Below are 21,293 nucleotides of genomic sequence, written 5' to 3' on the forward strand. Positions count from 1 at the left end.
ACGTATCATTAAAGTAGAACAGGAATTTCTGCGAGGGCAGAAATCCGAAGAGGAGGCCAAACGATATGCAAAGTGAAAAAGAACGCATTTTGGACATGGTTGAAAATGGCACAATCTCGGCACGTGAAGCGGTTGAGCTATTGAAAGCGGTCGATGGCGGGGAAACCGGCAATGCTTCAAAAGACTACGGCCGTGAAACCTACCGCAGTTCGCGCGGCAAGCGTGGATTCTTCCGTCCGGAAGACATGTTCAAAAAGTTCTCGAAAGATCTTTCGAAGGATTTTTCCAAGAACATGTCCAAGGATTTCAATCAACTTGGAGACCGGATGATGCATTTCATGCAGACGTCCGCCGATAAGTTGAAAACGATGGAATTCGATTCGCCATTTGGTGAAGCCGTTCGTTTTGAACACACCTTCACGGAAGAAAGTGCGGATCTCCACACGATCATTGCCGATATCGCTAACGGGCAATTGGAAGTTTTCCCTTCACAGGACGGTTCGATCCGTGCAGAATGCAGCGTAAAGGCATTCCGTGCAGAATCTCCGGAGCAGGCAAAACAGGATTTCCTGGAGAAATTCGTCTTCATTGCGGATGACCGTAAATTGCGCATCATCAGCGACTTGAAAACGACGCAAGTGAATCTTGTCTTGTATGTGCCGGCAGCGGCATTCGAACAAATTGTCGTCCGTCTGTTCAATGGCGGCTTTACGATGAAGCGCCTGGATTCGGCATTGATCAAAGTCAAAACAGCAAATGGCAAGATTGACTTGAAAACGATCCAATTTGAAGAAGCCGAGCTTGAAACGGCTAACGGCCCAATCCAGATGATGGAAGTGAAAGGCCGCGAAGTCGAAGCAGAAACTTTGAATGGCCGCATTTACATCGATGGGGATATCGAAGACATCGACGCGAAGTCCTTAAACGGCAATGTCGTCGCGACGACGCGCAGCAAAGAAGCGAAAAAGCTCGAAGCGAAAACTTTGGCAGGCAATGTGGAGATTTACATCCCGCAGCATTTAGCACTGCGAGGAGAAGTCTCTTCGAACCTCGGACGCATGGACGTCATGCTGCCGGACATCAACAGCAGCCACGAACAAGGCCAGTTCATGCAGAAGAAAATGCATTTCACGAAAGCAGGAGATGTGGAGTCAGCAGGCGGGCCATTGCTTGTGTATGGCGAAACCAAAACCGGTTCTATCCTCGTGCGTTATTTGACAATCGACTGAACCACATAAAAAAGCCCAGTGGAGAATTTTCTCCACTGGGCTTTTTTGCGTTATCGTTCCATACAGGTGATGGCAAAGCTGATGGCGCGTGCACAGCGCTTGCGGTATTCAGCGGATTGCAGCAAAGCCGCTTCATGCTTATGGGTCATAAAACCACATTCCACTAGAACCGCGGGCATGGTGGTATCCCGTAGCATGGCGAAATCCGCTGTTTTCAATCCGCGGTCTTTCCGCTGGGTCGATAAGATCAACGAATCCTGGAGCAACTGCCCAAATTTGCGAGTGCGTGCAGGGGCTGTGGGATAAATGAAACTTTCGATGCCTTGTGCGGGGCTATAGCTATTTCCTGCCGCATTCGCGTGGATCGACACCAAAAGTTCTGCGCCGGACCGATTGGCGAAGCTCGTCCTTTCCTTCAAAGGGACGTCACGGTCTTGCTGGTGGCTGAACAATACCGTGTAGCCGTCCGCTGCCAAGCGATTTTTCACTTCTTTAGCGACCGCGTTGTTGAAATGGAATTCGCGCATTCTGCCGTCGGGCGTCCGTTTGCCGATCGTCCCCGGCCCGTGTCCTGCATCAATGATAATCTTCATATAACATTCCCCCTTCATTCCCTATATAGAAGGAAAGGACGAGAAAGGGGACGAAATTCTTCAATTTCTTTTTTTCCATGTTAAAATAAAAACAAACCGACCGCAAAATGAAGGAATTATTTGGAAGATCTAATTTGCGCAGTCGGGGGAATGAGGGAAAAACTATGGGACAAGTAACAGTGAAACAAGTAATGGAGACGTTCGGCTTGAAACTGATCAGCGGCCAGGAAGGCATCGGGCGCCATATTGCCATCAGTGATATTTCGAGACCGGGACTGGAAATGGCAGGCTATTTCACCCATTATCCAGCGAATCGTATGCAATTGCTCGGGAAAACGGAATTGTCGTTTTTCGCCATGCTGAAACCGGAAGAACGACTAGACCGGATGATGAAACTGTGTGCGGAGGATACGCCCGCCATCATCGTTTCCCATGGTGTCGATGTGCCGGAGGAATTGGTCATCGCCTCTTCCGAAAAACATGTGCCGGTGCTCGGGACGAACATGACAACCACGCGGTTTTCCAGTTTGTTGACGAACTTTTTAGAAAGCCGGCTGGCTCCGACGACCGCTGTACATGGCGTGCTGGTCGATATTTACGGAATCGGTGTGCTCATCACCGGAAAAAGCGGCGTCGGTAAGAGTGAAACCGCTTTGGAATTGGTTAAGAAAGGCCATCGCCTTGTAGCGGATGATTGTGTGGAAATTCGTCAAGAAGGCGAAAGTACACTTGTTGGGCATCCGCCAAAGCTAATTGAATATCTGCTCGAGATTCGCGGTGTCGGCATCATCGACATCATGACTTTATTCGGAGCGAGTGCTGTACGTAACTTTAAGCGTATTTCACTTGTCATTGATCTCGAGATTTGGGATCAAGATAAAACTTACGATCGTCTCGGCCTTGAGGAAGAGACAATGAAAATCATTGATACGGATGTGACGAAGCTGACGATTCCTGTACGTCCAGGACGTAACCTTTCTGTCATTATCGAAGTAGCCGCGATGAACTACCGCCTGAAACGGATGGGGGTCAACGCTGCTGAGGAATTCTCCAAGCGGCTTGATGATGTCATCTCGCAAGATACAAATTAAGCGAATGGGAAGGTGCATTATATGTATTCAGTTTTAGCAGCGATCGATCCAGTGGCGTTTTCACTCGGGCCGATCGACGTCCGGTGGTATGGCGTCATCATCGCGACCGGCATCGTCATCGCATTTCTCGTCGGCCAAAAAGAAATGGTCAAGCGCGGTTTGCATCCGGATTATCTGACCGATCTATTGATCTGGGCTGTCCCGCTCGCCATTGTTGGCGCGCGCATTTATTATGTGATGTTCGAATGGGAAAATTATAAAGACCAGCCCGCCCAAATCATCGCCATTTGGAATGGCGGGATTGCGATACACGGTGCATTGATCGCTTCGGTCATCGTCGCCTATATATTCACGAAACGCCGCAATACGCCGTTTTTGAAAGTGGCGGATATTTTGGCGCCGAGTATTTTGATTGGCCAGGCCATTGGGCGCTGGGGCAATTTCATCAACCAGGAAGCGCATGGCGGAGAAGTATCGCGCCAGTTTCTTGAGAATCTGTTCATCCCGGATTGGATCATCACCCATATGTACATAGATGGTGCTTATTACCACCCGACTTTCCTCTATGAATCGATGTGGAGCTTGGTGGGGATCATTATTTTGCTGCTGCTTAGAAAAGTCAATTTGGTGCGCGGGGAAATGTTTTTCTTCTATATGATCTGGTATTCAGTCGGCCGTTTCTTCATTGAAGGAATGCGCACCGACAGCCTGTACGTCATTGGCGAATTGCGCGCTGCACAACTTGTATCGGTCATCGCGATCGTCATTGGGCTTGCGTTCATCATCTACCGGCGCGTAGCCATCAAAAATCCGCCGCGCTATTTGGATAAATAACTAGGAAAGAAGAGATTGAATGTCGACAGTGAAAAATGGCTTGAAAGCCGGATTAAAGACTACGTGGTCACTCGGAAAAATCATTTTTCCGATCACTTTGCTCGTCACCATGCTGCAATTCACGCCGGTATTGCCATTTATCATCGATTTAATCGCACCGGTCATGGGAATATTCGGCTTGAGCGGCGAAGCGGCTGTTCCGCTTGTGCTCGGCAACGCGCTCAATCTGTATGCCGGAATCGCCGGAATTTTATCGCTTGAACTGACCGTGAAAGAAGTATTTATCCTGGCGGTCATGTTATCGTTCTCCCATAACATCTTTATCGAAACCGGAGTCGCCTTGAAAGTCGGCGTCCGTTTGTGGGTCGTCTTGGTGGTGCGTTTCGGTCTTGCGGCTTTGTCCGGCATCTTGATTAACTTGTTCTGGTCGGGCGGCGGGGAAATTGCGCAATACGGCTTTGCGCCTGAAGTCGCCGCTGCTCCGGAAACGTGGCTTGGCATCTTCTTGCTCGGCTTGGAAAAAGCAAGTTTTGGTGTGCTTCAGCTGGCGATGATCGTCATCCCGCTTATGCTGATGATCCAACTATTGAAAGATCGCCATTATTTGCAGAAAATCTCGAATATGATGGGGCCGCTCACTAAGCTGATCGGCGTCGAGAAAAATGCCTCGTTGACGCTCGCCTCCGGATTGATTTTCGGGTTGGCGATGGGCGCGGGCGTGATGATCCAAGCTGTCCAGGAAGACGGCGTTAGCCGCAAAGATGCGACACTCGCCTTTATCTTCCTTGTGGCGTGCCACGCGATTGTCGAGGATACCTTGATTTTCATTCCGCTCGGCATCCCGATTTGGCCGCTGCTGCTGATTCGGGTCATCACCGCCCTCGCCTTGACGATATTCATCTCTTATCTATGGCGTCGGGCTGAAGACAATCGGAAGGAAGTGCTCTCTACATGAACAAAGATATAACGACTTTATTGTTTGATTTTGATGGAACCTTGCTCGATACGAATGAATTGATCATCCAGACATTCCTATCGGTGCTCGGCGAACATTTCCCGGGCGAATACGGACGGGAAGATGTCTTGCATTTTATCGGCCCTTCATTGGAACAGACCTTTACAAAAATCGCACCGGGCAAAGTCAGCGAACTGAGCGATCAGTACCGCCGCCTAAACCGGACGCTCCATGACGAGTTGGTGTCTGAATACGACGGGGTTGCAGAAACTTTACGGACGTTGAAATCCAGAGGCTTGAAAATGGCGATTGTTTCCACTAAACGGGAAGAAACGATCTTGCACGGCTTGAAGTTGATGGGCGTGCACGATGTGTTCGATGTCTTGGTGGCGTTGGATCATGTGCAGAACCCGAAGCCGCATCCCGAACCGCTTGAACTGGCATTGCGTTTATTGGAAGCGGATCAGCAGGGAGCCTTGATGATCGGTGATAATTCACATGACATCGAAGGCGGTAAAAATGCCGGCATCCGCACAGCAGGCGTCGCATGGACTGCAAAAGGAGAAGAGTTTTTAGCGAGCTTCGAACCGGATTTCATGCTGCAGCATATTTCCGACCTTTTGGAATTGACGAAGGCGGGCGTAAGATGAGACGCACTGAGCGATATCCTGTCCAAGGGGCGAATTCGCTTTGGCATATCTACAAAACTGTGCCGTTCTGGAAAGTCGCGAAAAACTTTCTGGTCATCCAGACCGCGCGCTATACGCCGTTTTTGCCGATGAAAAACTGGTTGTATCGCCAATTTCTTGGCATGAAGATCGGCAAGGAAACGTCATTTGCGCTGATGGTCATGCCCGATGTCATGTTTCCGGAACGCATACAGGTCGGGGCCAATACCGTGATCGGCTATAATACGACCATTCTTGCGCACGAATACTTGATTGAAGAATACCGGCTCGGTGACGTCTTGATCGGCGACCGTGTCATGATCGGAGCAAACAGTACGATTTTGCCCGGCATCAAGATTGGGGATGGCGCCATCGTCTCCGCTGCCACGCTCGTCCATAAAGATGTACCGGCTGGGGCTTTCGTCGGCGGCAATCCGATGAAAATCATTTATACAGCCGAAGAAATGGCCGATCGACAAGCAAAATCCTGAAAGCTCAGTGCTTTCAGGATTTTTTATATCCTCCTTGCTTGACGGGCCAAAGCGGCTTGCGCTAAAATAAGAATCACTTTAACGATTCATCACTCTAGCGAACTAAAGTGAAATAACCGATAATAGGAAGTGTTCAACGATGACCATCGAAATGTTTGAAAAACCATTAGGCATGCGTGACGATTTTCCTTTAATTGCAAAGCAAAAAGCAGATTTGAGAAAACAAGGCACTCAATTAATCGAGCGGGCAGGGTATGAACTGCTGCAAACGCCGACTTTGGAATACTACGAAACGATCGGGAAGATCTCCGCGATTTCAGATGACGCGTTATTCAAGCTGCTAGACAGCCAAGGCAAGACGCTCGTCTTGCGGCCGGATATGACATCCCCGATCGCACGGGTTGCGGCATCGAAATTATTGCGCGAAAAAATGCCGATCCGCCTCGGCTATTACTCCAATGTGTTCCGTGCGCAAAAGCGCGAAGGCGGACGCCCTGCAGAATTCGAGCAGATGGGCGTCGAGTTGATTGGCGATGATTCCCTTTATGCGGATGCGGAAGTGATCAGCTTGGCTTGGGACATTCTGAAGGAATTGGACGTTGGTTCTGCACGCACCGTCATCGGCCACACGAGGCTGCTTGAACTGATATTGGCAGATTTCGGGTTGGATGCGGAACAAAGCGGCAAAGTGCGTGAACTGTTTGTCGCGAAGAACGGTGTAGGGGTCGAACAATTGGCAAAAGAGCTGCCGATCCCTGAAGGCAAACTGGCATCGTTCCTGAAATTGATGCAGGCAACAACAGTAGCTGATTGGAAACAGTGGATCAACGAAGAAAACGAAGAACAACGCGAGCTTTACCGCGACATGGAGCGCCTTGAACAATTGCTTGGACGCAATGGACTCGGGGATGCAGTCACTTTCGATATTTCCTTCAGCAGCCACATGACCTATTACACAGGATTGGTGTTCGAGTTCTACGGAGCCGGCAGTGGATTTCCACTCGGCAGCGGCGGGCGCTATGACGGCTTGATGGAGCAGTTCGGCTTGCAGGTCGGCGCGACCGGATTCGGGTTGCGGGTCGATCGTTTGCTGGAATCGGTGACACCTGAAAAAGCGGAGCAACCGCACACATTGATCTTATTCGATGAACAAAACGAGCAATATGCATTCGATAAAGCACAACAATTAAGAAATTCAGGAAAACGAGTGACCTTGCAGTATGCACCGGCCGTTAAAGCGCTGGAGCCATTCACTGCCTTGTTCACCGAAGTCATCAGAGGGGAGGAGCTGCACAATGGATGAATTGACGATTGCCATGCCAAAGGGCAGAATCTTTGAAGAAGCCTATGAACTATTAGTCGGTGCGGGATATGACCTACCGAAAGAGCTCGACGACTCGCGCAAGCTGATCGTCGAAGCGCCGAATGAAAAATTCCGCTTTATTCTGGCGAAGCCTATGGATGTGCCGACTTATGTCGAGCACGGGGTAGCGGATATCGGCATTGCCGGAAAAGACGTCTTGCTCGAGCACGATAGAGACGTACACGAATTATTGGACCTCGGCATCAGTGCATGCTATATCGCGACTGCCGGATTGCCGGATACGGAAATGGACGAAGTGACGCCGCGCATTGCGACGAAATATCCAGCGGTGGCTTCTCATTATTACCGCAGCAAAGGCGAGCAAGTCGAAATCATCGAATTGAACGGCTCGATCGAATTGGCGCCGCTGATCGGCTTGTCCGACCGCATCGTGGACATCGTATCGACCGGCCGCACATTGAAAGACAATGGCTTGGTGGAATATGAGAAGATTGCGGACATCACGTCGCGCCTCATTGCAAACCCGGTAAGCTACCGCTTGAAACAACAGCGCATTACAGAATTGGTCGATAAACTGCGGGAGCAGGTGGAACGATGAACATCCAGCGCCTGACAGACGAGTTGTCGATTCGGCGCCAATTAGCCGATGGCACAGAACAGCAATTGCAAGCGGTAAAAGAAATCATTCAAGCGGTGCGTACAGAAGGCGATGCAGCATTGTACCGCTTTGCAAAAAAATGGGACAAAGCGGAGTTGTCCGCATTAAAGGTGACGCCAGAAGAAATCCAACAAGCAGCGAAGCGTTTCGATCCCCAATTGCTTGCCGACCTGACAGAAGCTGCGGATAATATCCGAAGCTATCATGAAGGCCAACAGCAACAAGGCTATCGCCAAGACCGGGCGGACGGGTCGTATGTCGCGCAGCGTGTCACAGCGATCGAATCTGCTGGATTGTATGTTCCAGGCGGCACGGCGGCCTATCCATCCTCCGTCTTGATGAATGTCATTCCGGCACAAGTCGCAGGAGTCGGGCGCATCGTCGTTACATCACCGCCTGATAGCGAAGGGAATTTGTCGGACGGCGTGCTTGTTGCGGCGCATATCCTTGGCATTGAAGAACTATATAAAACTGGCGGGGCACAAGCAATCGCGGCACTCGCTTACGGGACGGAATCGATCCAACCGGTCGATAAGATTACGGGGCCCGGCAATATTTTCGTAGCGCTCGCAAAACGTGAAGTGAATGGTGACGTTGCAATCGATATGATTGCAGGGCCGAGTGAGATCGCCATCATTGCCGATGACAGCGCGTATGCTGATGAAGTGGCGGCGGATTTATTATCCCAAGCAGAGCACGATCCGCTGGCAAGTGCTGTATTATTGACAGAGAGCCGTGCGTTTGCCGAACAAGTCGCGGCGCAAGTGAAAAGCCAATTGGCCACTTTGCCGCGCGAAGCGATTGCCGCGGCTTCAATCCGTGACCACGGCGCTATTTATGTGGCGGACAGCCGCGCTGAATTGATCAACGCTGCCAACCAATTGGCTCCAGAGCATTTGGAGATCATGACAGAAGATGCGGAAGCGGTAGCGGAACAAATCGATCACGCCGGCGCGATTTTTATCGGCCGTTATTCATCGGAACCGATCGGCGATTATTTTGCCGGCACGAACCATGTCTTGCCGACCAATAGCACAGCGCGCTTTTCAAGCGCCTTATCCGTCTATGATTTTGTTAAACGGACGAGCATCGTCCATTACAGCGAGCAGGCATGGCGTGAAAACCAAGAGAAAATTGCAAGGCTCGCACGGCTGGAAGGCCTCGAAGCACACGCACGTGCAGTCGAATCGCGCGCTTGGAAAAAGGAGAGTCAATCATGAGGAAATCGGACATTACGCGAAAAACCAATGAAACGGAAATTGCCGTCAGCTTCTCACTCGATGGAAAAGGGCAGGCGGATATCAATACAGGGGTGCCATTCATGGACCATATGCTGGACCTTTTCATCAAGCACGGGCAATTTGACGGGCGTATCCACGCAAATGGCGATACCCATATCGATGACCACCACACGACAGAAGACATCGGGATTGTCCTTGGCCAGGCAGTGCTTGAAGCTTTAGGCGATAAAAAAGGCTTGCGCCGCTACGGCAACGCCTTTGTGCCGATGGATGATGCGCTCGCGCAAGTGATCATCGATTGCTCGAACCGCCCTCACTTAGAATTCCGGGGAGATATCCCGAACGCCAAAGTCGGCGCATTCGATACGGAACTCGTCCACGAATTTTTGTGGAAGTTTGCGTTGGAATCACGCATGAACGTTCACGTCATCGTCCATTACGGACGCAATACGCACCACATCATCGAAGCGGTCTTCAAGGCGCTTGCCCGCGCGCTCGATGACGCGACGATGATCGACCCGCGTGTAGAAGGCGTCCCGTCGACAAAGGGGCTATTAACATGATCGTCGGTATTGTCGATTACGGCATGGGCAATTTATTCAGCGTCGAACAGGCATTGAAAAAACTCGATTGCACCGTCATCACCTCAGACGATGCACAAGTCTTGGCAGAAGCGGATGCGATCTTACTTCCGGGCGTCGGCGCATTTCCGGATGCGATGAAGCGCTTGGATGAAAAAGGCTTAGCTGAATTCATCCGTTCGCTGCCGGAGCAGAAGATCCCATTGCTCGGGATTTGCCTCGGTATGCAATTATTATATGAAGACAGTGAAGAAGGCAGGGCGGTTAAAGGGCTTGGTTTATTGAAAGGGCATATCCGGCGCTTTCCAAAAGGCGCTTACCGCATCCCGCATATGGGATGGAACCGCCTGAGTTTCACGCAACAGCCATATTGGCTTGAAGATGTACTGGAAGATACACATGTCTATTTTGTCCACTCGTTTCTCGCGACAGAGACGGCTCGCGCAGAAGTCTTCGCGACTGCCGAATACGGCGGGCTTGAAGTGCCGGGTGTTGTCGGCGGCGGATTGATTACGGGGATGCAATTCCATCCCGAAAAATCGGGCGAGTTCGGGCATTATTTATTGGCGCAGTGGATTGCAAATGTCAGGAGGGATTTCCATGAGTGAATTTCAAATATATCCGGCGATCGACTTAAGGGGCGGAAAATGCGTCCGCTTGTTCCAAGGAGATTACGGCCAGGAGACGGTCTATGCAGATTCGCCGGTTGAAATGGCGAAAAGTTTTGTGGAAGCCGGGGCCAAATGGATCCACATGGTCGATTTGGACGGCGCGAAAGATGGCAGCCGAATCAACGATCAAGTGGTCATCGAAGCGGCGAAACTCGATGCCAACATCCAAGTGGGCGGCGGCATCCGCAGCCGTGAAGACATCAACCATTATTTATCGAACGGCGTTGCCCGTGTCATTATCGGCAGCCTGGCCGTGCGGGAGCCGGAACTGGTTGCTTCATTTATCGAGGAATTCGGCGCAGAGCGGATCGTCATCGGCATCGATGCGAAAGACGGCATGGCGGCGACAGAGGGTTGGATCGAAACTTCGCATAAGCCGGCATCTGAAGTGGCCGCTTATTTTGCTTCAAAAGGGGCAAAGCATTTCATCTATACCGATATTTCGACGGACGGCACGCTTGCTGGCCCGAATATCGACGCTAACCGGAAGCTCGTCGCCGACGACGCTTCGCAAGTCATCGTATCCGGCGGCATCGGAACGCTCGATGACGTAAAGAAAGTGAAACAAGCGGCTGCCGACAGCCCGATTGCCGGACTCATCATCGGCAAAGCTTTGTATGAAAACCGTTTTACGCTCGAGGAGGCGCTATCATGCTGACAAAACGCATCATTCCGTGCCTCGACGTTAAAGAAGGGCGCGTCGTCAAAGGCGTGAGTTTTGTGGAGCTTCGGGATGCGGGAGACCCTGTGGAACTCGCCAAATTCTACGACCAACAAGGCGCGGATGAATTGGTCTTCCTCGACATCTCCGCTTCACACGAAGGCAAAGAGACGATGATCGAAGTAGTGCGCATTGTCGCCACCGAACTATCGATTCCATTTACCGTGGGCGGAGGCATCCGGACGCTTGATGACATGAAACGCATGTTGCGTGCAGGGGCAGATAAGGTATCCTTGAATACAGCAGCGCTGGACCGGCCGGAATTGATCAAAGAAGGCGCGGATTTCTTCGGATCGCAGTGCATTGTCGTCGCTATCGATGCGAAAAGAAATGGCGATAGCTGGGATGTCTACACGCACGGAGGCCGCAACCGGACCGAATGGGATGCGATCGAATGGGCGAAAAAAGCGGTCGCTTTAGGTGCTGGGGAATTGCTTTTGACCAGCATGGACAGCGACGGCCAGAAAGACGGATTTGATGTCGCGCTGACCAAAGCGGTGCGTGATGCCGTGGAGGTGCCTGTCATCGCAAGCGGCGGTGCAGGAAACCGTGAGCATTTCAAGGAAGTATTCGAACAGGCAGATGCTGATGCAGCACTTGCGGCATCGATCTTCCATTATAAAGAAACGAGCGTCAGAGAAGTGAAACAGTATCTGCAGCGAGAAGGAGTGAATGTCCGGTGACAAATGTGAAATACGATGAAAACGGGTTAGTGCCCGTCATATTGCAGGATGCAACTACAAAACAAGTGCTGACTTTGGCTTATGCCAACGAAGAAGCGGTCAAGCGCACGATCGACACGAAAGAAACCTGGCTGTACTCAAGAAGCCGCAAGGAACTATGGAATAAAGGCGCGACCAGCGGCAATACGCAGCGTGTCCAATCCGTGCAGATTGATTGCGACGGCGATTCCTTGATTTATGAAGTGATTCCGAACGGCCCGGCCTGCCATACTGGGGAGACGAGCTGCTTCCATGAAACCTTAGCAGGGGAACGCACGGCTTCAGCATCAGACATGATTACAGAACTTAGCGCTTTGATCAAACAACGCGAAAGCGATTTGCCAGAAGGCGCTTATACGACTTATCTGTTTGAAGAAGGGGTCGATAAGATCTGCAAGAAAGTCGGGGAAGAAGCAGCAGAAGTCATCATTGCTGCAAAAAACCGTGATGCACGAGAACTGGCAACGGAAAGCGCAGACCTGCTTTACCATCTACTTGTTTTGCTGCAGGAACAGAAAGTTGATTTTAAAGAAGTGACGGGCGTGCTCGAAGAACGCCACGCTGCGAAAAAGGACAAGTAAATAATAGGGAAATATGCTATAATAACAGCACATTTAGGGATAGGAACGATTTCGATCGTTCCTTTTCCTGTTACGGAGGCATATTTTGGAGAAAAACAAAAGAAAAAATTTCGATAATGTCGTATCATTCATTCCGACAGGGGAATTTTACTATCAAAAAGCACTCAAGGAGCTGCAGCGCGAACAATATGATAAAGCGTATAAGTATTTGCAGCGGGCGAAAGAACTGACTCCGGATGATCCGCTTATCCTCATGCATTACGGAGTGGTGCTGATGGAGCGGCAGGAATTCGAGCTGGCGATGGATGAATTGCGCACTGCCCACAAGCTCGATCCGGAAGAACCGAATATTTTATTCTTTTTAGCTGAAGTCCATGCACATCTGGGCTTGTTTTTTGATGCCCGGAAATATGCCAAGGCTTATCTCGAAAAGGATACCCGCGGAAGCTACGCGGCGGAAGCAATGGAAATCATCGATTTTGCCGAACAGGAAGACTGGCAGTTGTTCGATGATGAAGGCGAAGCCCATAATAGCGAGTATTATTACTTACAGGAAAAAGCGCGCCGGTTGATGGAACAAGGCAAGTTTCCGGAGGCGATCGAGTTATTGGAAGAAGTCATCGAAGAAAAGCCGGATTTCTGGGGGGCCTATAATAACCTGGCGCTGGCGTATTTTTATGTCGGGGAAACGGAAATGGCGAAATCGCTGCTTCATGAAGTGCTCCGCAGAAACACCGGCAACTTGCACGCCTTATGCAATTTAGCGGTGTTCCATTATTATGAGAAAAATGATGAGTTGGACGATATCCTTGGCTTGCTGAAAAAGATCCAGCCATATGTCTTTGAGCATCGCTATAAATTGGGCGCGACCTTCGCCTTGGTCGGAAAATACAAGGAAGCGTATCGTTGGTTGAAAAGCTTGCAAAAACGTGGGTTTGACGGAGACCCCGCGTTTTATTTCTGGTTGTCTCATGCAGCGTACCATTCGGGCCATGAAGAAACCGCAAAGTATGCGTGGGAGCAATTGAAGCGGATGGACCCGGCAAAAGAAGGGTACGAGCCGTGGGGAGAGCAGGCTGTAATGCCGCATGTCGATGCGCTTGAACATGACCGCGATTTTCTCATCCACAAACTTGACCATCCTCATTTAAGCGAACGGATTTACGGTTTGTTCTTGCTTGGGAAATCTTCCCACAAGCAAGAAATCATTTCGCATCCGAATTGGCTGAAATCCGAGCAGCCTTCCGTTTTGGAAACCTATATGCTCGGTTATGCGCTTGGCCATCCATTCCGCGAATCGGTCAAGGAAGAAAAAGCCTTTTTGCGTGCAATGGAAACAGCAGAGCGTCTGTATTACCAGAAAGGGATGGTTGACCGCGAAAATGACGCCATCTTCCAATTATGGTTCATGCTGGCGGAACGGGCTTTCGATGGCGATTATGCGTTCCGCAATCCAACAGCACTTGCCGCTGCCGTCAGCTATATGGTTGAATCAGCGGAAAAACGGGAAACGACAAAAAAAGCAGTCGCCGTGAAATTCGGTACTTCTGCCGCTACGATGTCCAAATATGTCGATGAATTGAGCGGGTTTTTGCCGAATTTCAAGGACTAGGCATAAAAGTTGAAGGCGGCAGTTTATTGCTTTACGATTTAGCTAGTGATAACGAGGAGGGCCTATAATGACAGAAACGACTAATATTTATGATGTGTTAATTATCGGTGCAGGGCCGGCGGGCATGACAGCGGCGGTCTATACGTCCCGAGCGAATCTTTCGACGCTCATGCTTGAGCGCGGGATCCCTGGCGGACAGATGGCCAACACCGAAGAAATTGAAAACTACCCAGGATTCGACCACATTCTCGGTCCTGACCTATCCACCAAAATGTTTGAACATGCAAAAAAATTCGGAGCCGAGTATGCTTATGGCGACGTGACTGAAATCATCGACGGCGATGAATTCAAAACTGTCAAAGCCGGTTCGAAAGAATACAAAGCCCGCGCCATCATTTTGACGACTGGAGCCGAGTATAAGAAAATGGGCATTCCAGGCGAAAACGAACTTGGCGGCCGCGGCGTCAGCTATTGCGCAGTGTGCGACGGCGCATTCTTTAAAGGCAAAGAACTGGTCGTTGTCGGCGGCGGGGATTCTGCCGTAGAAGAAGGAGTCTATTTGACACGCTTCGCGGATAAAGTGACAATCGTCCACCGCAGAGATGAATTGCGCGCGCAGAAAATCCTCCAAGACCGCGCATTTGCCAACGATAAGATTGACTTTATCTGGAGCCACACTGTAAAAGAAATCCACGATAAAGACGGCAAGGTCGGCAGCGTTACCTTGGTATCGACAAAAGACGATTCCGAACGGGAATTCGAAGCGGACGGCGTGTTCATCTACATCGGCATGCTGCCATTGACAAAACCATTTGAATCACTGGGTATCCTGAATGACCTAGGTTACATCGAAACAAATGAAGAAATGCAAACTTCGGTGCCGGGAATCTTCGCGGCAGGCGATGTGCGGGACAAAACTTTGCGCCAAGTCGTCACTGCGACTGGCGACGGCAGCATCGCCGCGCAAAGCGTCCAGCATTATGTAGAAGAGCTTGCCGAAAAAATTGCTTCAAAAGCGCAAGCTTAACGCTTTCTTAATCCCTTTGTAACAGCATTGTCATGCAAAAGAGGTATAGTAAGTAATGTAAATCAACCCCCTTTTTATATAGTTATTTTTGACAGGCTGCTTTCCGGATTGTCCGGGGAGTGGCCTCTTTTTTTGCATTCTTTTGCATGACACGCCAGGATAGATGTATAATGAAAATAGTTTATATTAGATGCGGAGTGGCAAATGTGCAGCGAATCGCGAATTTATTGCTAATAGAGAATGGCAAAGTATTATTGATGAAAAAGCCGCGCAGGGATTGGTACGTAGCTCCTGGCGGCAAAATGGAAAGCGGTGAATCGATTTATGAAGCGGCCATCCGTGAGTTCAGGGAAGAAACGGATACAGAGCCGTTGGGCGTTCACTTGAAGGGCGTCTACACCATGATGATCCAAGAAGGCGGACAGACAGTGGATGAATGGATGCTATTCACGTTCCGGGCGACACAGTTCCGCGGGATCCCATTCGAAGAAACGCGTGAAGGGATTCTCGAATGGCATCCAGTAGAAAGTCTGCATACCCTGCCGATGGCGGAAGGGGACCGGACAAACCTATTGTTTGCGGCTTATCAGGAAGGGGTCCAATACGGGACCTTCTATTATACGCCAGAGTTCGAACTGCTAGAAGAGAACATCCAATCATCGACTGAAGAGGTGAACCGCCAGCATGGATAAGCATATCGAAGAAACCGAATTGATCATTATCACCGGCATGTCCGGTGCAGGCAAGACAGTGGCGATCCAAAGTTTTGAAGACCTCGGTTTTTTCACGATCGATAATCTTCCACCGGCACTCCTCCCGACATTCATCAAATTGATGCGGGATTCGGGCAAATCGATGAAGCGCGTCGCAGCAGTCATGGACCTTCGCGGCGGCGATTTTTTCGCCAGCCTCGTCGATGCAATCGATGACCTCTCCAAAGAACCGGAAGTGGCGATCACGATCCTGTTTCTCGATGCGGAAAACCAGACTCTCGTCAGCCGTTATAAAGAAACACGCCGTTCCCACCCATTATCGCCGGGCGGACTTGTGCTTGGCGGCATCAAAAAAGAACGGGATATGCTGAAAGACTTGCAAGGACGGGCCCATTATATGTATAACACGTCAGAAATGAGCCCGCGCCAGCTGAAGGAGAAAATCACGTCGGATTTCGCTTCGAAAACGAGCAATGTCTTTACGGTCAATTTGATGTCTTTCGGCTTTAAACACGGTATGCCGATCGACGCTGACTTGGTTTTCGATGTACGCTTCCTGCCGAACCCTTATTATATAGAAGAATTGAATCCGCAATCGGGCTTGGATCAGCCGGTTTCCGATTATGTCTTGAAGTGGCAGGAAACGCAGACGTTGGTGAGTAAGCTTGAGGATTTATTCGATTTCATGATTCCCCAGTACAAACAAGAAGGCAAAGCACAATTGGTCATTGCTTTTGGCTGCACAGGCGGCCAGCATCGATCCGTGACGCTTGCCGAGTATTTCGGGAAATACCTATCGAAAAACAACAAAGTCAGCATTACGCATAGAGATGTGAAAATCAGAAAGGGCTGAGCATATGGAAAAAAGTCTCCAGCAAAAACGAGTCGTAATCATCGGGGGCGGAACCGGTCTGTCCACTTTGCTGAGGGGCTTAAAAACTTTTCCGCTCGACTTGACGGCAATTGTGACAGTGGCAGATGACGGTGGAAGCTCCGGGCGTTTGCGCGATGACTTGGATATCCCGCCGCCAGGAGACATCCGCAACGTCATGGCTGCGCTGTCGGATGCCGAACCATTGGTGGCTGAAATGTTCCAATACCGCTTCAAGCATTCGCTTGATTTGGAAGGGCATTCATTGGGCAATCTGATGCTTGCGGCATTGACTGATTTGACAGGCGATTTTTCACACGCGGTCCGGGAAATGAGCCGTGTTTTGAACGTCAACGGCACGGTTTTGCCTGCCGCCAATCAATTGGTCACATTGAACGCAGAGCTTGAAGATGGAACCATCATCAAAGGCGAGTCCAAAATCCCCGCCTATTTGCAGCCGATCAAGCGCGTATTCCTGGAACCGGCCGGCGTCAAGACCTTGCCGGATACCATACAGGCGATTCAATCTGCGGATGTCATCGTCATCGGGCCGGGTTCCTTGTACACGAGCATCTTGCCGAATTTGCTTGTGAAGGATATCAAAAAAGCGCTGCTTGAGGCGAAGGCAAGAAAAATCTATATTTGCAATTTGATGACCCAGGCGGGTGAAACATACGGCTATACGGCCTCGGATCATGTGAAAGCTCTGTACGAACATGTAGGTGTGAACTTTCTCGATGCCATTTTGATCGATAAAGTCCAAATGCCGCAAGGAGTGGCCGAAAGATACAAAAAAGAAAAAGCATGGCCGGTGGAATACGATGAAGAACGCCTGAAAAATATGGGGCTTGAAGTATATCGCCATGACATTGCGAATATTTTCGGGGAAGCCGTCCGGCATGAACCGATGAAAGTGGCGAAATGGCTTTTTGAATACACCAGCAGCGAATCGCAGGAACCCTCGCAGCGCCGGTATTCCTAAAGCTTGAAAGGGGGGGCATAATTGTCTTTTGCATCAGAAACAAAAAAAGAAATGACCCAGATTGAAGTAGACGATTGCTGCGGCAAGGCAGAGCTGTCGGCGATGATCCGCATGAACGGTACGCTGTCATTTTCCAATCGCCAGTTAAGCCTGGATATCCAAACGGAAAACGCAGCCATCGCGAGAAGGATCTATACTTTGCTCAAGCGCTTCTACAAAGCGTATCCAGTGGAACTCTTGGTCCGTAAAAAAATGCGTTTGAAAAAGAATAATGTCTATATATGCCGCTTGCGGGAAGGCGCGAAATTCGTGCTTGAGGATTTGTTGATCTTGTCGGAAGGCTTTCAATTTCAGCAGGATATCTCCCCTGAGCTGATCTCGACGACGTGCTGCAAGCGCTCTTATTTGCGCGGTGCCTTTTTGGCCGGGGGGTCGGTCAACAATCCCGAAACCTCCTCTTATCATTTGGAAGTGTATTCTTCCTATAAAGACCACGCTGAAGCGCTGGTCATCCTGATGAACCATTTCCAATTGAACGCGAAAATGATCGAGCGAAAAAAAGGATTTGTGACCTATTTGAAGGAAGCGGAGAAAATTTCCGATTTCCTCAGCCTGACAGGTGCCCATTCGGCGCTATTGAAATTCGAGGATGTCCGAATTCTCCGCGATATGCGCAATAGCGTCAATCGCTTAGTCAATTGCGAAACGGCCAATTTGAATAAGACCATCGATGCGGCGCTGCGGCAAATCGAAAACATCCGCTTTATCGACCAAGTGATCGGAATCGACCAATTGCCGGACCGCCTGAAAGAGATAGCCCGCTTGCGTGTGGAGTACCAGGATGTCACACTGAAAGAACTGGGCGAGATGGTATCGACAGGAAAAGTGAGCAAATCAGGTGTCAACCACAGGCTACGGAAAATCGATGAGATTGCCGAGTCGTTGAGAAAAGGCGAAACGATCAGCCGGTAACAGGGCTGCTCTTTTCTATAGATTGCGTGAGAGTCAAGTTTTCGGAGGAGGATATGCATGGTAGAAAAACAAGTGGAAGTGCAATTGAAATCAGGATTACAAGCGAGGCAGGCAGCATTGTTCGTACAGGAAGCCAACCGCTATAGTTCGGATGTCTATTTGGAAAAAGACGACAAGAAAGTCAATGCCAAGAGCATCATGGGCATCATGAGCCTAGCTGTCAGCAAAGGCACGAATGTCACGATTTCAGCAGACGGCGCTGACGAAGAATCAGCCGTCGATGCGTTGGCGCAATTGATCGATAAAGAAGCTTAAAGCCAAGCGCTTTAAGCACCAAAAAAGAGCTGCCCCGCGGGGCAGCTCTTTTTGTCTAGCTTATTCTTCTTTTTCGTGGTTTTCCGGCAATTTGTTGCGCGTGATGATTTGGTCGACGAGACCGTATTCCAGTGCACGTTCTGCAGTCATGAAGTTATCGCGGTCTGTATCACGTGAAATCACTTCAAGCGGCTGGCCAGTGCGTTCAGATAGAATTTGGTTCAATTTCTCGCGCAAGAACAGGATGCGTTTTGCGGCGATTTCGATTTCAGTCGCTTGCCCTTGAGCTCCGCCAAGTGGCTGGTGGATCATGACTTCAGCGTTCGGTAATGCATAGCGTTTGCCTTTTGTGCCGGCTGCCAGAAGGAAAGCGCCCATGGATGCAGCCATGCCGATGCACACTGTCTGGACATCTGGCTTGATGAATTGCATAACATCGTAGATCGCCATGCCGGCCGTGATGCTGCCGCCTGGGCTGTTGATGTAGATGGAAATGTCTTTTTCCGGATCTTCAGCTTCAAGGAATAGCAATTGCGCGACGATGGAGTTGGCGACGTTGTCATCGATTCCGCTGCCGAGCATGATGACGCGGTCTTTCAATAGGCGTGAATAGATATCGTATGCGCGTTCGCCTCTGCTTGTCTGTTCGATTACTGTAGGGATTAAATTCATGGATAATTTCCTCCTTCGGGTAAATGTAAGTGCTGCTGAAACACTGTTCAGCCGTACATTCATCATACACATCATGGTCAATGAAGGTCAAATCTAACGAATTGAAAATAGGCGCTTGAAATACGGGGAAAGCTTTTGTATAATAGAAAAGTCGCGAACAACATTTGCCCTCGTAGTGTAAAGGATAACACGTAAGATTCCGGTTCTTGAGATGGGGGTTCGATTCCCTCCGAGGGTGTAAAAAATGAAAAACCGCACAGCCTGCTAAAGGCTGTGCGGTTTTTTGTTGAATCTTTTTAGCGGCTGAAACGTAGAATCAGGTGTATTGGGTTTCAAGGAACGGATAGTCAGGGAAAACAAAAAATATTATTGTAAAAGAAAAGGAGACGGGAAAATGAAAAAATTACTTATTCCATTGCTGTTGGTGATTGGGCTGATCGTCATTGCCGTTGCCGTATTCGGTTCAAGCTATAATAATTTCGTTCAATTGGAAGAGGACGTCAACCAATCGTACGCGCAACTCGAAAGCCAATTGCAACGCAGGCTCGATTTAATCCCGAACTTGGTGGAAACGGTGAAAGGCTTTGCCGACCAGGAACAAGAGGTCATCGATAGTGTCACGGAAGCCCGTTCAAGCATGGCGAATGCCGGCTCGGTTGAAGAACAGGCCGAAGCAGATGCAGAATTGAGCGGGGCGCTCAGCCGCTTGCTGGTCGTCGTCGAGAACTATCCGGAAATCCGCTCGAGTGAGAACTTCCAACAATTATCCGATGAACTGGCCGGAACGGAAAACCGGATCGCAGTCGCACGCCAGGACTATAATGGCTCAGTGACGGAATTCAACCGGGAAGTCCGCAGTTTCCCAGGCAATATGGTAGCGGGGATTTTCGGCTTTGACGAAAAGGAATATTTCGAAGCTGATGCTGGAGCGGAAGATGCGCCGGATGTGGACTTTGGGACTGACGAAGAATGATCCGAAGAATTCCTGTTTTGCTCTTGTTGCTGCTGATGATCGCCGGAACCGCGCAGGCGGTAGAATTTCCGGAGTTGACTGATGATATTTACATCCAGGATATCGCCGGCGTCTTAAGTGAAGAACAGGAAGCCGAGATCAAGAACTTGGGGGCTGGTCTGGAAGACGCGACAACTGCACAGATTGCCGTCATGGTCGTCGATTCCCTGGAGGGTGAGCCGATTGAAAGCTACGCTAATGAGGCTTTGCGCCATTACGGCGTAGGCTCAGCGGAAGAGAACAACGGCGTGCTGGTCGTGCTGTCGATGACGGACCGCGAGATCTATATCGAAATCGGCTACGGCCTTGAAGGCGCGCTTCCTGACGGAAAAGTCGGGCGCATTTTGGATGATTACGCCGTTCCGTATTTGCGCGAAGACCAGCCGGACGAAGCAATCCTCAATACGTATCAGGCTCTGTACAGTGAAGTTTCTGCAGAATACGAGTGGGACGGAGAAGCGGTCAGCCCGCAGCCTCTCAATGAAGTGACACCAGGCAGCGAAGACAGCGAAGGCGGCATCATGCAGCCGGTCATCACCTTTCTGATCGTACTCGTATTACTGTTCCTGTTTACGGGAGGAGGCGGCGGCCGTGGACGTCGCGGCCGCGGCAGAACCATGAGGCGCGGCGGATTTTTCGGGCCCGGCAGTTTTGGCGGCGGCTTCGGCGGCGGTTCCGGCGGTGGAGGTTTCCGCGGCGGCGGTGGCGGCTCTTCAGGAGGCGGCGGAGCCGGGCGAGGCTTCTGATAAGGAGGAAT

At 50.2% G+C, this 21,293-nt stretch carries 25 protein-coding genes and 1 tRNA gene; 24 read left to right on the forward strand and 2 right to left on the reverse strand.

What is annotated here, in order from left to right; genetic code table 11:
- Nucleotides 1-65: 65 nt before the first annotated feature.
- Nucleotides 66-1,229, forward strand: coding sequence for a DUF4097 family beta strand repeat-containing protein (locus M1Q06_RS05730; protein WP_434402187.1), 1,164 nt, complete (start codon nt 66-68; stop codon nt 1,227-1,229).
- Between the two features lie 50 nt (nt 1,230-1,279).
- Here the strand turns inward: M1Q06_RS05730 and M1Q06_RS05735 are convergent, their stop codons facing one another.
- Nucleotides 1,280-1,822, reverse strand: coding sequence for an N-acetylmuramoyl-L-alanine amidase family protein (locus M1Q06_RS05735; protein WP_434402189.1), 543 nt, complete (start codon nt 1,820-1,822; stop codon nt 1,280-1,282).
- Nucleotides 1,823-1,986: 164 nt separating this feature from the next.
- Between M1Q06_RS05735 and hprK the strand changes: the two genes are divergently transcribed.
- The 20 genes from hprK (at nt 1,987) to M1Q06_RS05835 (ending at nt 18,852) form a co-directional block, all read left to right on the forward strand.
- Entirely contained in the window at nt 1,987-2,913 is a 927-nt protein-coding gene (hprK, locus tag M1Q06_RS05740; protein ID WP_121301042.1) for an HPr(Ser) kinase/phosphatase, read from the forward strand.
- 21 nt (nt 2,914-2,934) lie between these two features.
- A complete protein-coding gene (gene lgt / locus M1Q06_RS05745) occupies nt 2,935-3,747 on the forward strand; it encodes a prolipoprotein diacylglyceryl transferase (RefSeq protein ID WP_121301043.1) in 813 nt (270 codons plus the stop codon).
- A 19-nt stretch (nt 3,748-3,766) separates the two neighbouring features.
- Nucleotides 3,767-4,702 (forward strand): nucleoside recognition domain-containing protein, encoded by a 936-nt coding sequence (locus M1Q06_RS05750; RefSeq protein ID WP_121301044.1) that lies wholly within the window; start codon nt 3,767-3,769, stop codon nt 4,700-4,702.
- Nucleotides 4,699-5,352, forward strand: coding sequence for a pyrophosphatase PpaX (gene ppaX / locus M1Q06_RS05755; protein ID WP_434402192.1), 654 nt, complete (start codon nt 4,699-4,701; stop codon nt 5,350-5,352). The genes M1Q06_RS05750 and ppaX overlap by 4 nt, the downstream gene beginning before the upstream one ends.
- Nucleotides 5,349-5,861, forward strand: coding sequence for an acyltransferase (locus tag M1Q06_RS05760; RefSeq protein WP_434402194.1), 513 nt, complete (start codon nt 5,349-5,351; stop codon nt 5,859-5,861). Before ppaX ends, M1Q06_RS05760 begins: the two co-directional genes overlap by 4 nt.
- A gap of 139 nt (nt 5,862-6,000) precedes the next feature.
- Nucleotides 6,001-7,164, forward strand: a complete 1,164-nt coding sequence (locus M1Q06_RS05765; protein WP_121301047.1) for an ATP phosphoribosyltransferase regulatory subunit — start codon at nt 6,001-6,003, stop codon at nt 7,162-7,164.
- Nucleotides 7,157-7,783 (forward strand): ATP phosphoribosyltransferase, encoded by a 627-nt coding sequence (hisG, locus tag M1Q06_RS05770; protein ID WP_101189964.1) that lies wholly within the window; start codon nt 7,157-7,159, stop codon nt 7,781-7,783. Before M1Q06_RS05765 ends, hisG begins: the two co-directional genes overlap by 8 nt.
- On the forward strand, nt 7,780-9,063 hold the full coding sequence (gene hisD, locus M1Q06_RS05775; RefSeq protein WP_434402197.1) for a histidinol dehydrogenase: 1,284 nt from the start codon (nt 7,780-7,782) through the stop codon (nt 9,061-9,063). The genes hisG and hisD overlap by 4 nt, the downstream gene beginning before the upstream one ends.
- The gene (gene hisB, locus M1Q06_RS05780; protein ID WP_407951623.1) at nt 9,060-9,647 is read left to right on the forward strand and encodes an imidazoleglycerol-phosphate dehydratase HisB; all 588 of its coding nucleotides are present in this window, start codon (nt 9,060-9,062) and stop codon (nt 9,645-9,647) included. Before hisD ends, hisB begins: the two co-directional genes overlap by 4 nt.
- Nucleotides 9,644-10,273, forward strand: coding sequence for an imidazole glycerol phosphate synthase subunit HisH (gene hisH, locus M1Q06_RS05785; RefSeq protein ID WP_101189966.1), 630 nt, complete (start codon nt 9,644-9,646; stop codon nt 10,271-10,273). The genes hisB and hisH overlap by 4 nt, the downstream gene beginning before the upstream one ends.
- On the forward strand, nt 10,266-10,994 hold the full coding sequence (hisA, locus tag M1Q06_RS05790) for a 1-(5-phosphoribosyl)-5-[(5-phosphoribosylamino)methylideneamino]imidazole-4-carboxamide isomerase (protein ID WP_434402200.1): 729 nt from the start codon (nt 10,266-10,268) through the stop codon (nt 10,992-10,994). Before hisH ends, hisA begins: the two co-directional genes overlap by 8 nt.
- The gene (gene hisF, locus M1Q06_RS05795; protein ID WP_434402202.1) at nt 10,988-11,740 is read left to right on the forward strand and encodes an imidazole glycerol phosphate synthase subunit HisF; all 753 of its coding nucleotides are present in this window, start codon (nt 10,988-10,990) and stop codon (nt 11,738-11,740) included. Before hisA ends, hisF begins: the two co-directional genes overlap by 7 nt.
- Nucleotides 11,737-12,360 carry a bifunctional phosphoribosyl-AMP cyclohydrolase/phosphoribosyl-ATP diphosphatase HisIE gene (gene hisIE, locus M1Q06_RS05800; protein WP_404337148.1) on the forward strand — a complete coding sequence of 208 codons (624 nt, stop codon included), beginning with the start codon at nt 11,737-11,739 and terminating at the stop codon, nt 12,358-12,360. Before hisF ends, hisIE begins: the two co-directional genes overlap by 4 nt.
- A gap of 85 nt (nt 12,361-12,445) precedes the next feature.
- Nucleotides 12,446-13,972 (forward strand): tetratricopeptide repeat protein, encoded by a 1,527-nt coding sequence (locus tag M1Q06_RS05805; protein ID WP_434402204.1) that lies wholly within the window; start codon nt 12,446-12,448, stop codon nt 13,970-13,972.
- A gap of 67 nt (nt 13,973-14,039) precedes the next feature.
- Nucleotides 14,040-14,999 (forward strand): thioredoxin-disulfide reductase, encoded by a 960-nt coding sequence (gene trxB, locus M1Q06_RS05810; RefSeq protein WP_058381256.1) that lies wholly within the window; start codon nt 14,040-14,042, stop codon nt 14,997-14,999.
- 206 nt (nt 15,000-15,205) lie between these two features.
- On the forward strand, nt 15,206-15,691 hold the full coding sequence (locus M1Q06_RS05815; RefSeq protein WP_121301054.1) for an NUDIX domain-containing protein: 486 nt from the start codon (nt 15,206-15,208) through the stop codon (nt 15,689-15,691).
- Nucleotides 15,684-16,565, forward strand: a complete 882-nt coding sequence (gene rapZ, locus M1Q06_RS05820; RefSeq protein WP_058381254.1) for an RNase adapter RapZ — start codon at nt 15,684-15,686, stop codon at nt 16,563-16,565. The genes M1Q06_RS05815 and rapZ overlap by 8 nt, the downstream gene beginning before the upstream one ends.
- 4 nt (nt 16,566-16,569) lie before the next feature.
- A complete protein-coding gene (locus M1Q06_RS05825; protein WP_434402206.1) occupies nt 16,570-17,565 on the forward strand; it encodes a gluconeogenesis factor YvcK family protein in 996 nt (331 codons plus the stop codon).
- 21 nt (nt 17,566-17,586) lie between these two features.
- Complete coding sequence (whiA, locus tag M1Q06_RS05830) at nt 17,587-18,537, forward strand: DNA-binding protein WhiA (protein WP_058381252.1); 951 nt, start codon at nt 17,587-17,589, stop codon at nt 18,535-18,537.
- 57 nt (nt 18,538-18,594) lie between these two features.
- Nucleotides 18,595-18,852, forward strand: coding sequence for an HPr family phosphocarrier protein (locus M1Q06_RS05835; RefSeq protein WP_434402209.1), 258 nt, complete (start codon nt 18,595-18,597; stop codon nt 18,850-18,852).
- Nucleotides 18,853-18,912: 60 nt separating this feature from the next.
- Here M1Q06_RS05835 and clpP read toward each other — a convergent pair whose 3' ends face one another.
- A complete protein-coding gene (gene clpP / locus M1Q06_RS05840; RefSeq protein ID WP_058381250.1) occupies nt 18,913-19,524 on the reverse strand; it encodes an ATP-dependent Clp endopeptidase proteolytic subunit ClpP in 612 nt (203 codons plus the stop codon).
- Nucleotides 19,525-19,690: 166 nt separating this feature from the next.
- Here clpP and M1Q06_RS05845 point away from each other — a divergent pair.
- The 3 genes from M1Q06_RS05845 (at nt 19,691) to M1Q06_RS05855 (ending at nt 21,282) form a co-directional block, all read left to right on the forward strand.
- Nucleotides 19,691-19,762: transfer RNA gene (locus M1Q06_RS05845), tRNA-Arg, on the forward strand.
- Between the two features lie 156 nt (nt 19,763-19,918).
- Nucleotides 19,919-20,497, forward strand: coding sequence for a LemA family protein (locus tag M1Q06_RS05850; protein WP_434402211.1), 579 nt, complete (start codon nt 19,919-19,921; stop codon nt 20,495-20,497).
- On the forward strand, nt 20,494-21,282 hold the full coding sequence (locus M1Q06_RS05855; RefSeq protein ID WP_434402213.1) for a TPM domain-containing protein: 789 nt from the start codon (nt 20,494-20,496) through the stop codon (nt 21,280-21,282). Before M1Q06_RS05850 ends, M1Q06_RS05855 begins: the two co-directional genes overlap by 4 nt.
- Nucleotides 21,283-21,293 lie beyond the last annotated feature (11 nt).

The sequence above is a fragment of the Planococcus sp. 11815 genome (assembly GCF_051096385.1).
Taxonomy (GTDB): Bacteria; Bacillota; Bacilli; order Bacillales_A; family Planococcaceae; genus Planococcus; species Planococcus citreus.

Excerpts from the sequence above, each read along its gene's own strand:
- M1Q06_RS05730 (WP_434402187.1), top strand. The coding sequence starts at position 66 with ATGCAAAGTGAAAAAGAACGCATTTTGGACATGGTTGAAAATGGCACA.
- M1Q06_RS05735 (WP_434402189.1), bottom strand. The coding sequence starts at position 1,822 with ATGAAGATTATCATTGATGCAGGACACGGGCCGGGGACGATCGGCAAA.
- hprK (WP_121301042.1), top strand. The coding sequence starts at position 1,987 with ATGGGACAAGTAACAGTGAAACAAGTAATGGAGACGTTCGGCTTGAAA.
- lgt (WP_121301043.1), top strand. The coding sequence starts at position 2,935 with ATGTATTCAGTTTTAGCAGCGATCGATCCAGTGGCGTTTTCACTCGGG.
- M1Q06_RS05750 (WP_121301044.1), top strand. The coding sequence starts at position 3,767 with ATGTCGACAGTGAAAAATGGCTTGAAAGCCGGATTAAAGACTACGTGG.
- ppaX (WP_434402192.1), top strand. The coding sequence starts at position 4,699 with ATGAACAAAGATATAACGACTTTATTGTTTGATTTTGATGGAACCTTG.
- M1Q06_RS05760 (WP_434402194.1), top strand. The coding sequence starts at position 5,349 with ATGAGACGCACTGAGCGATATCCTGTCCAAGGGGCGAATTCGCTTTGG.
- M1Q06_RS05765 (WP_121301047.1), top strand. The coding sequence starts at position 6,001 with ATGACCATCGAAATGTTTGAAAAACCATTAGGCATGCGTGACGATTTT.
- hisG (WP_101189964.1), top strand. The coding sequence starts at position 7,157 with ATGGATGAATTGACGATTGCCATGCCAAAGGGCAGAATCTTTGAAGAA.
- hisD (WP_434402197.1), top strand. The coding sequence starts at position 7,780 with ATGAACATCCAGCGCCTGACAGACGAGTTGTCGATTCGGCGCCAATTA.
- hisB (WP_407951623.1), top strand. The coding sequence starts at position 9,060 with ATGAGGAAATCGGACATTACGCGAAAAACCAATGAAACGGAAATTGCC.
- hisH (WP_101189966.1), top strand. The coding sequence starts at position 9,644 with ATGATCGTCGGTATTGTCGATTACGGCATGGGCAATTTATTCAGCGTC.
- hisA (WP_434402200.1), top strand. The coding sequence starts at position 10,266 with ATGAGTGAATTTCAAATATATCCGGCGATCGACTTAAGGGGCGGAAAA.
- hisF (WP_434402202.1), top strand. The coding sequence starts at position 10,988 with ATGCTGACAAAACGCATCATTCCGTGCCTCGACGTTAAAGAAGGGCGC.
- trxB (WP_058381256.1), top strand. The coding sequence starts at position 14,040 with ATGACAGAAACGACTAATATTTATGATGTGTTAATTATCGGTGCAGGG.
- rapZ (WP_058381254.1), top strand. The coding sequence starts at position 15,684 with ATGGATAAGCATATCGAAGAAACCGAATTGATCATTATCACCGGCATG.
- M1Q06_RS05825 (WP_434402206.1), top strand. The coding sequence starts at position 16,570 with ATGGAAAAAAGTCTCCAGCAAAAACGAGTCGTAATCATCGGGGGCGGA.
- M1Q06_RS05835 (WP_434402209.1), top strand. The coding sequence starts at position 18,595 with ATGGTAGAAAAACAAGTGGAAGTGCAATTGAAATCAGGATTACAAGCG.
- clpP (WP_058381250.1), bottom strand. The coding sequence starts at position 19,524 with ATGAATTTAATCCCTACAGTAATCGAACAGACAAGCAGAGGCGAACGC.
- M1Q06_RS05850 (WP_434402211.1), top strand. The coding sequence starts at position 19,919 with ATGAAAAAATTACTTATTCCATTGCTGTTGGTGATTGGGCTGATCGTC.
- M1Q06_RS05855 (WP_434402213.1), top strand. The coding sequence starts at position 20,494 with ATGATCCGAAGAATTCCTGTTTTGCTCTTGTTGCTGCTGATGATCGCC.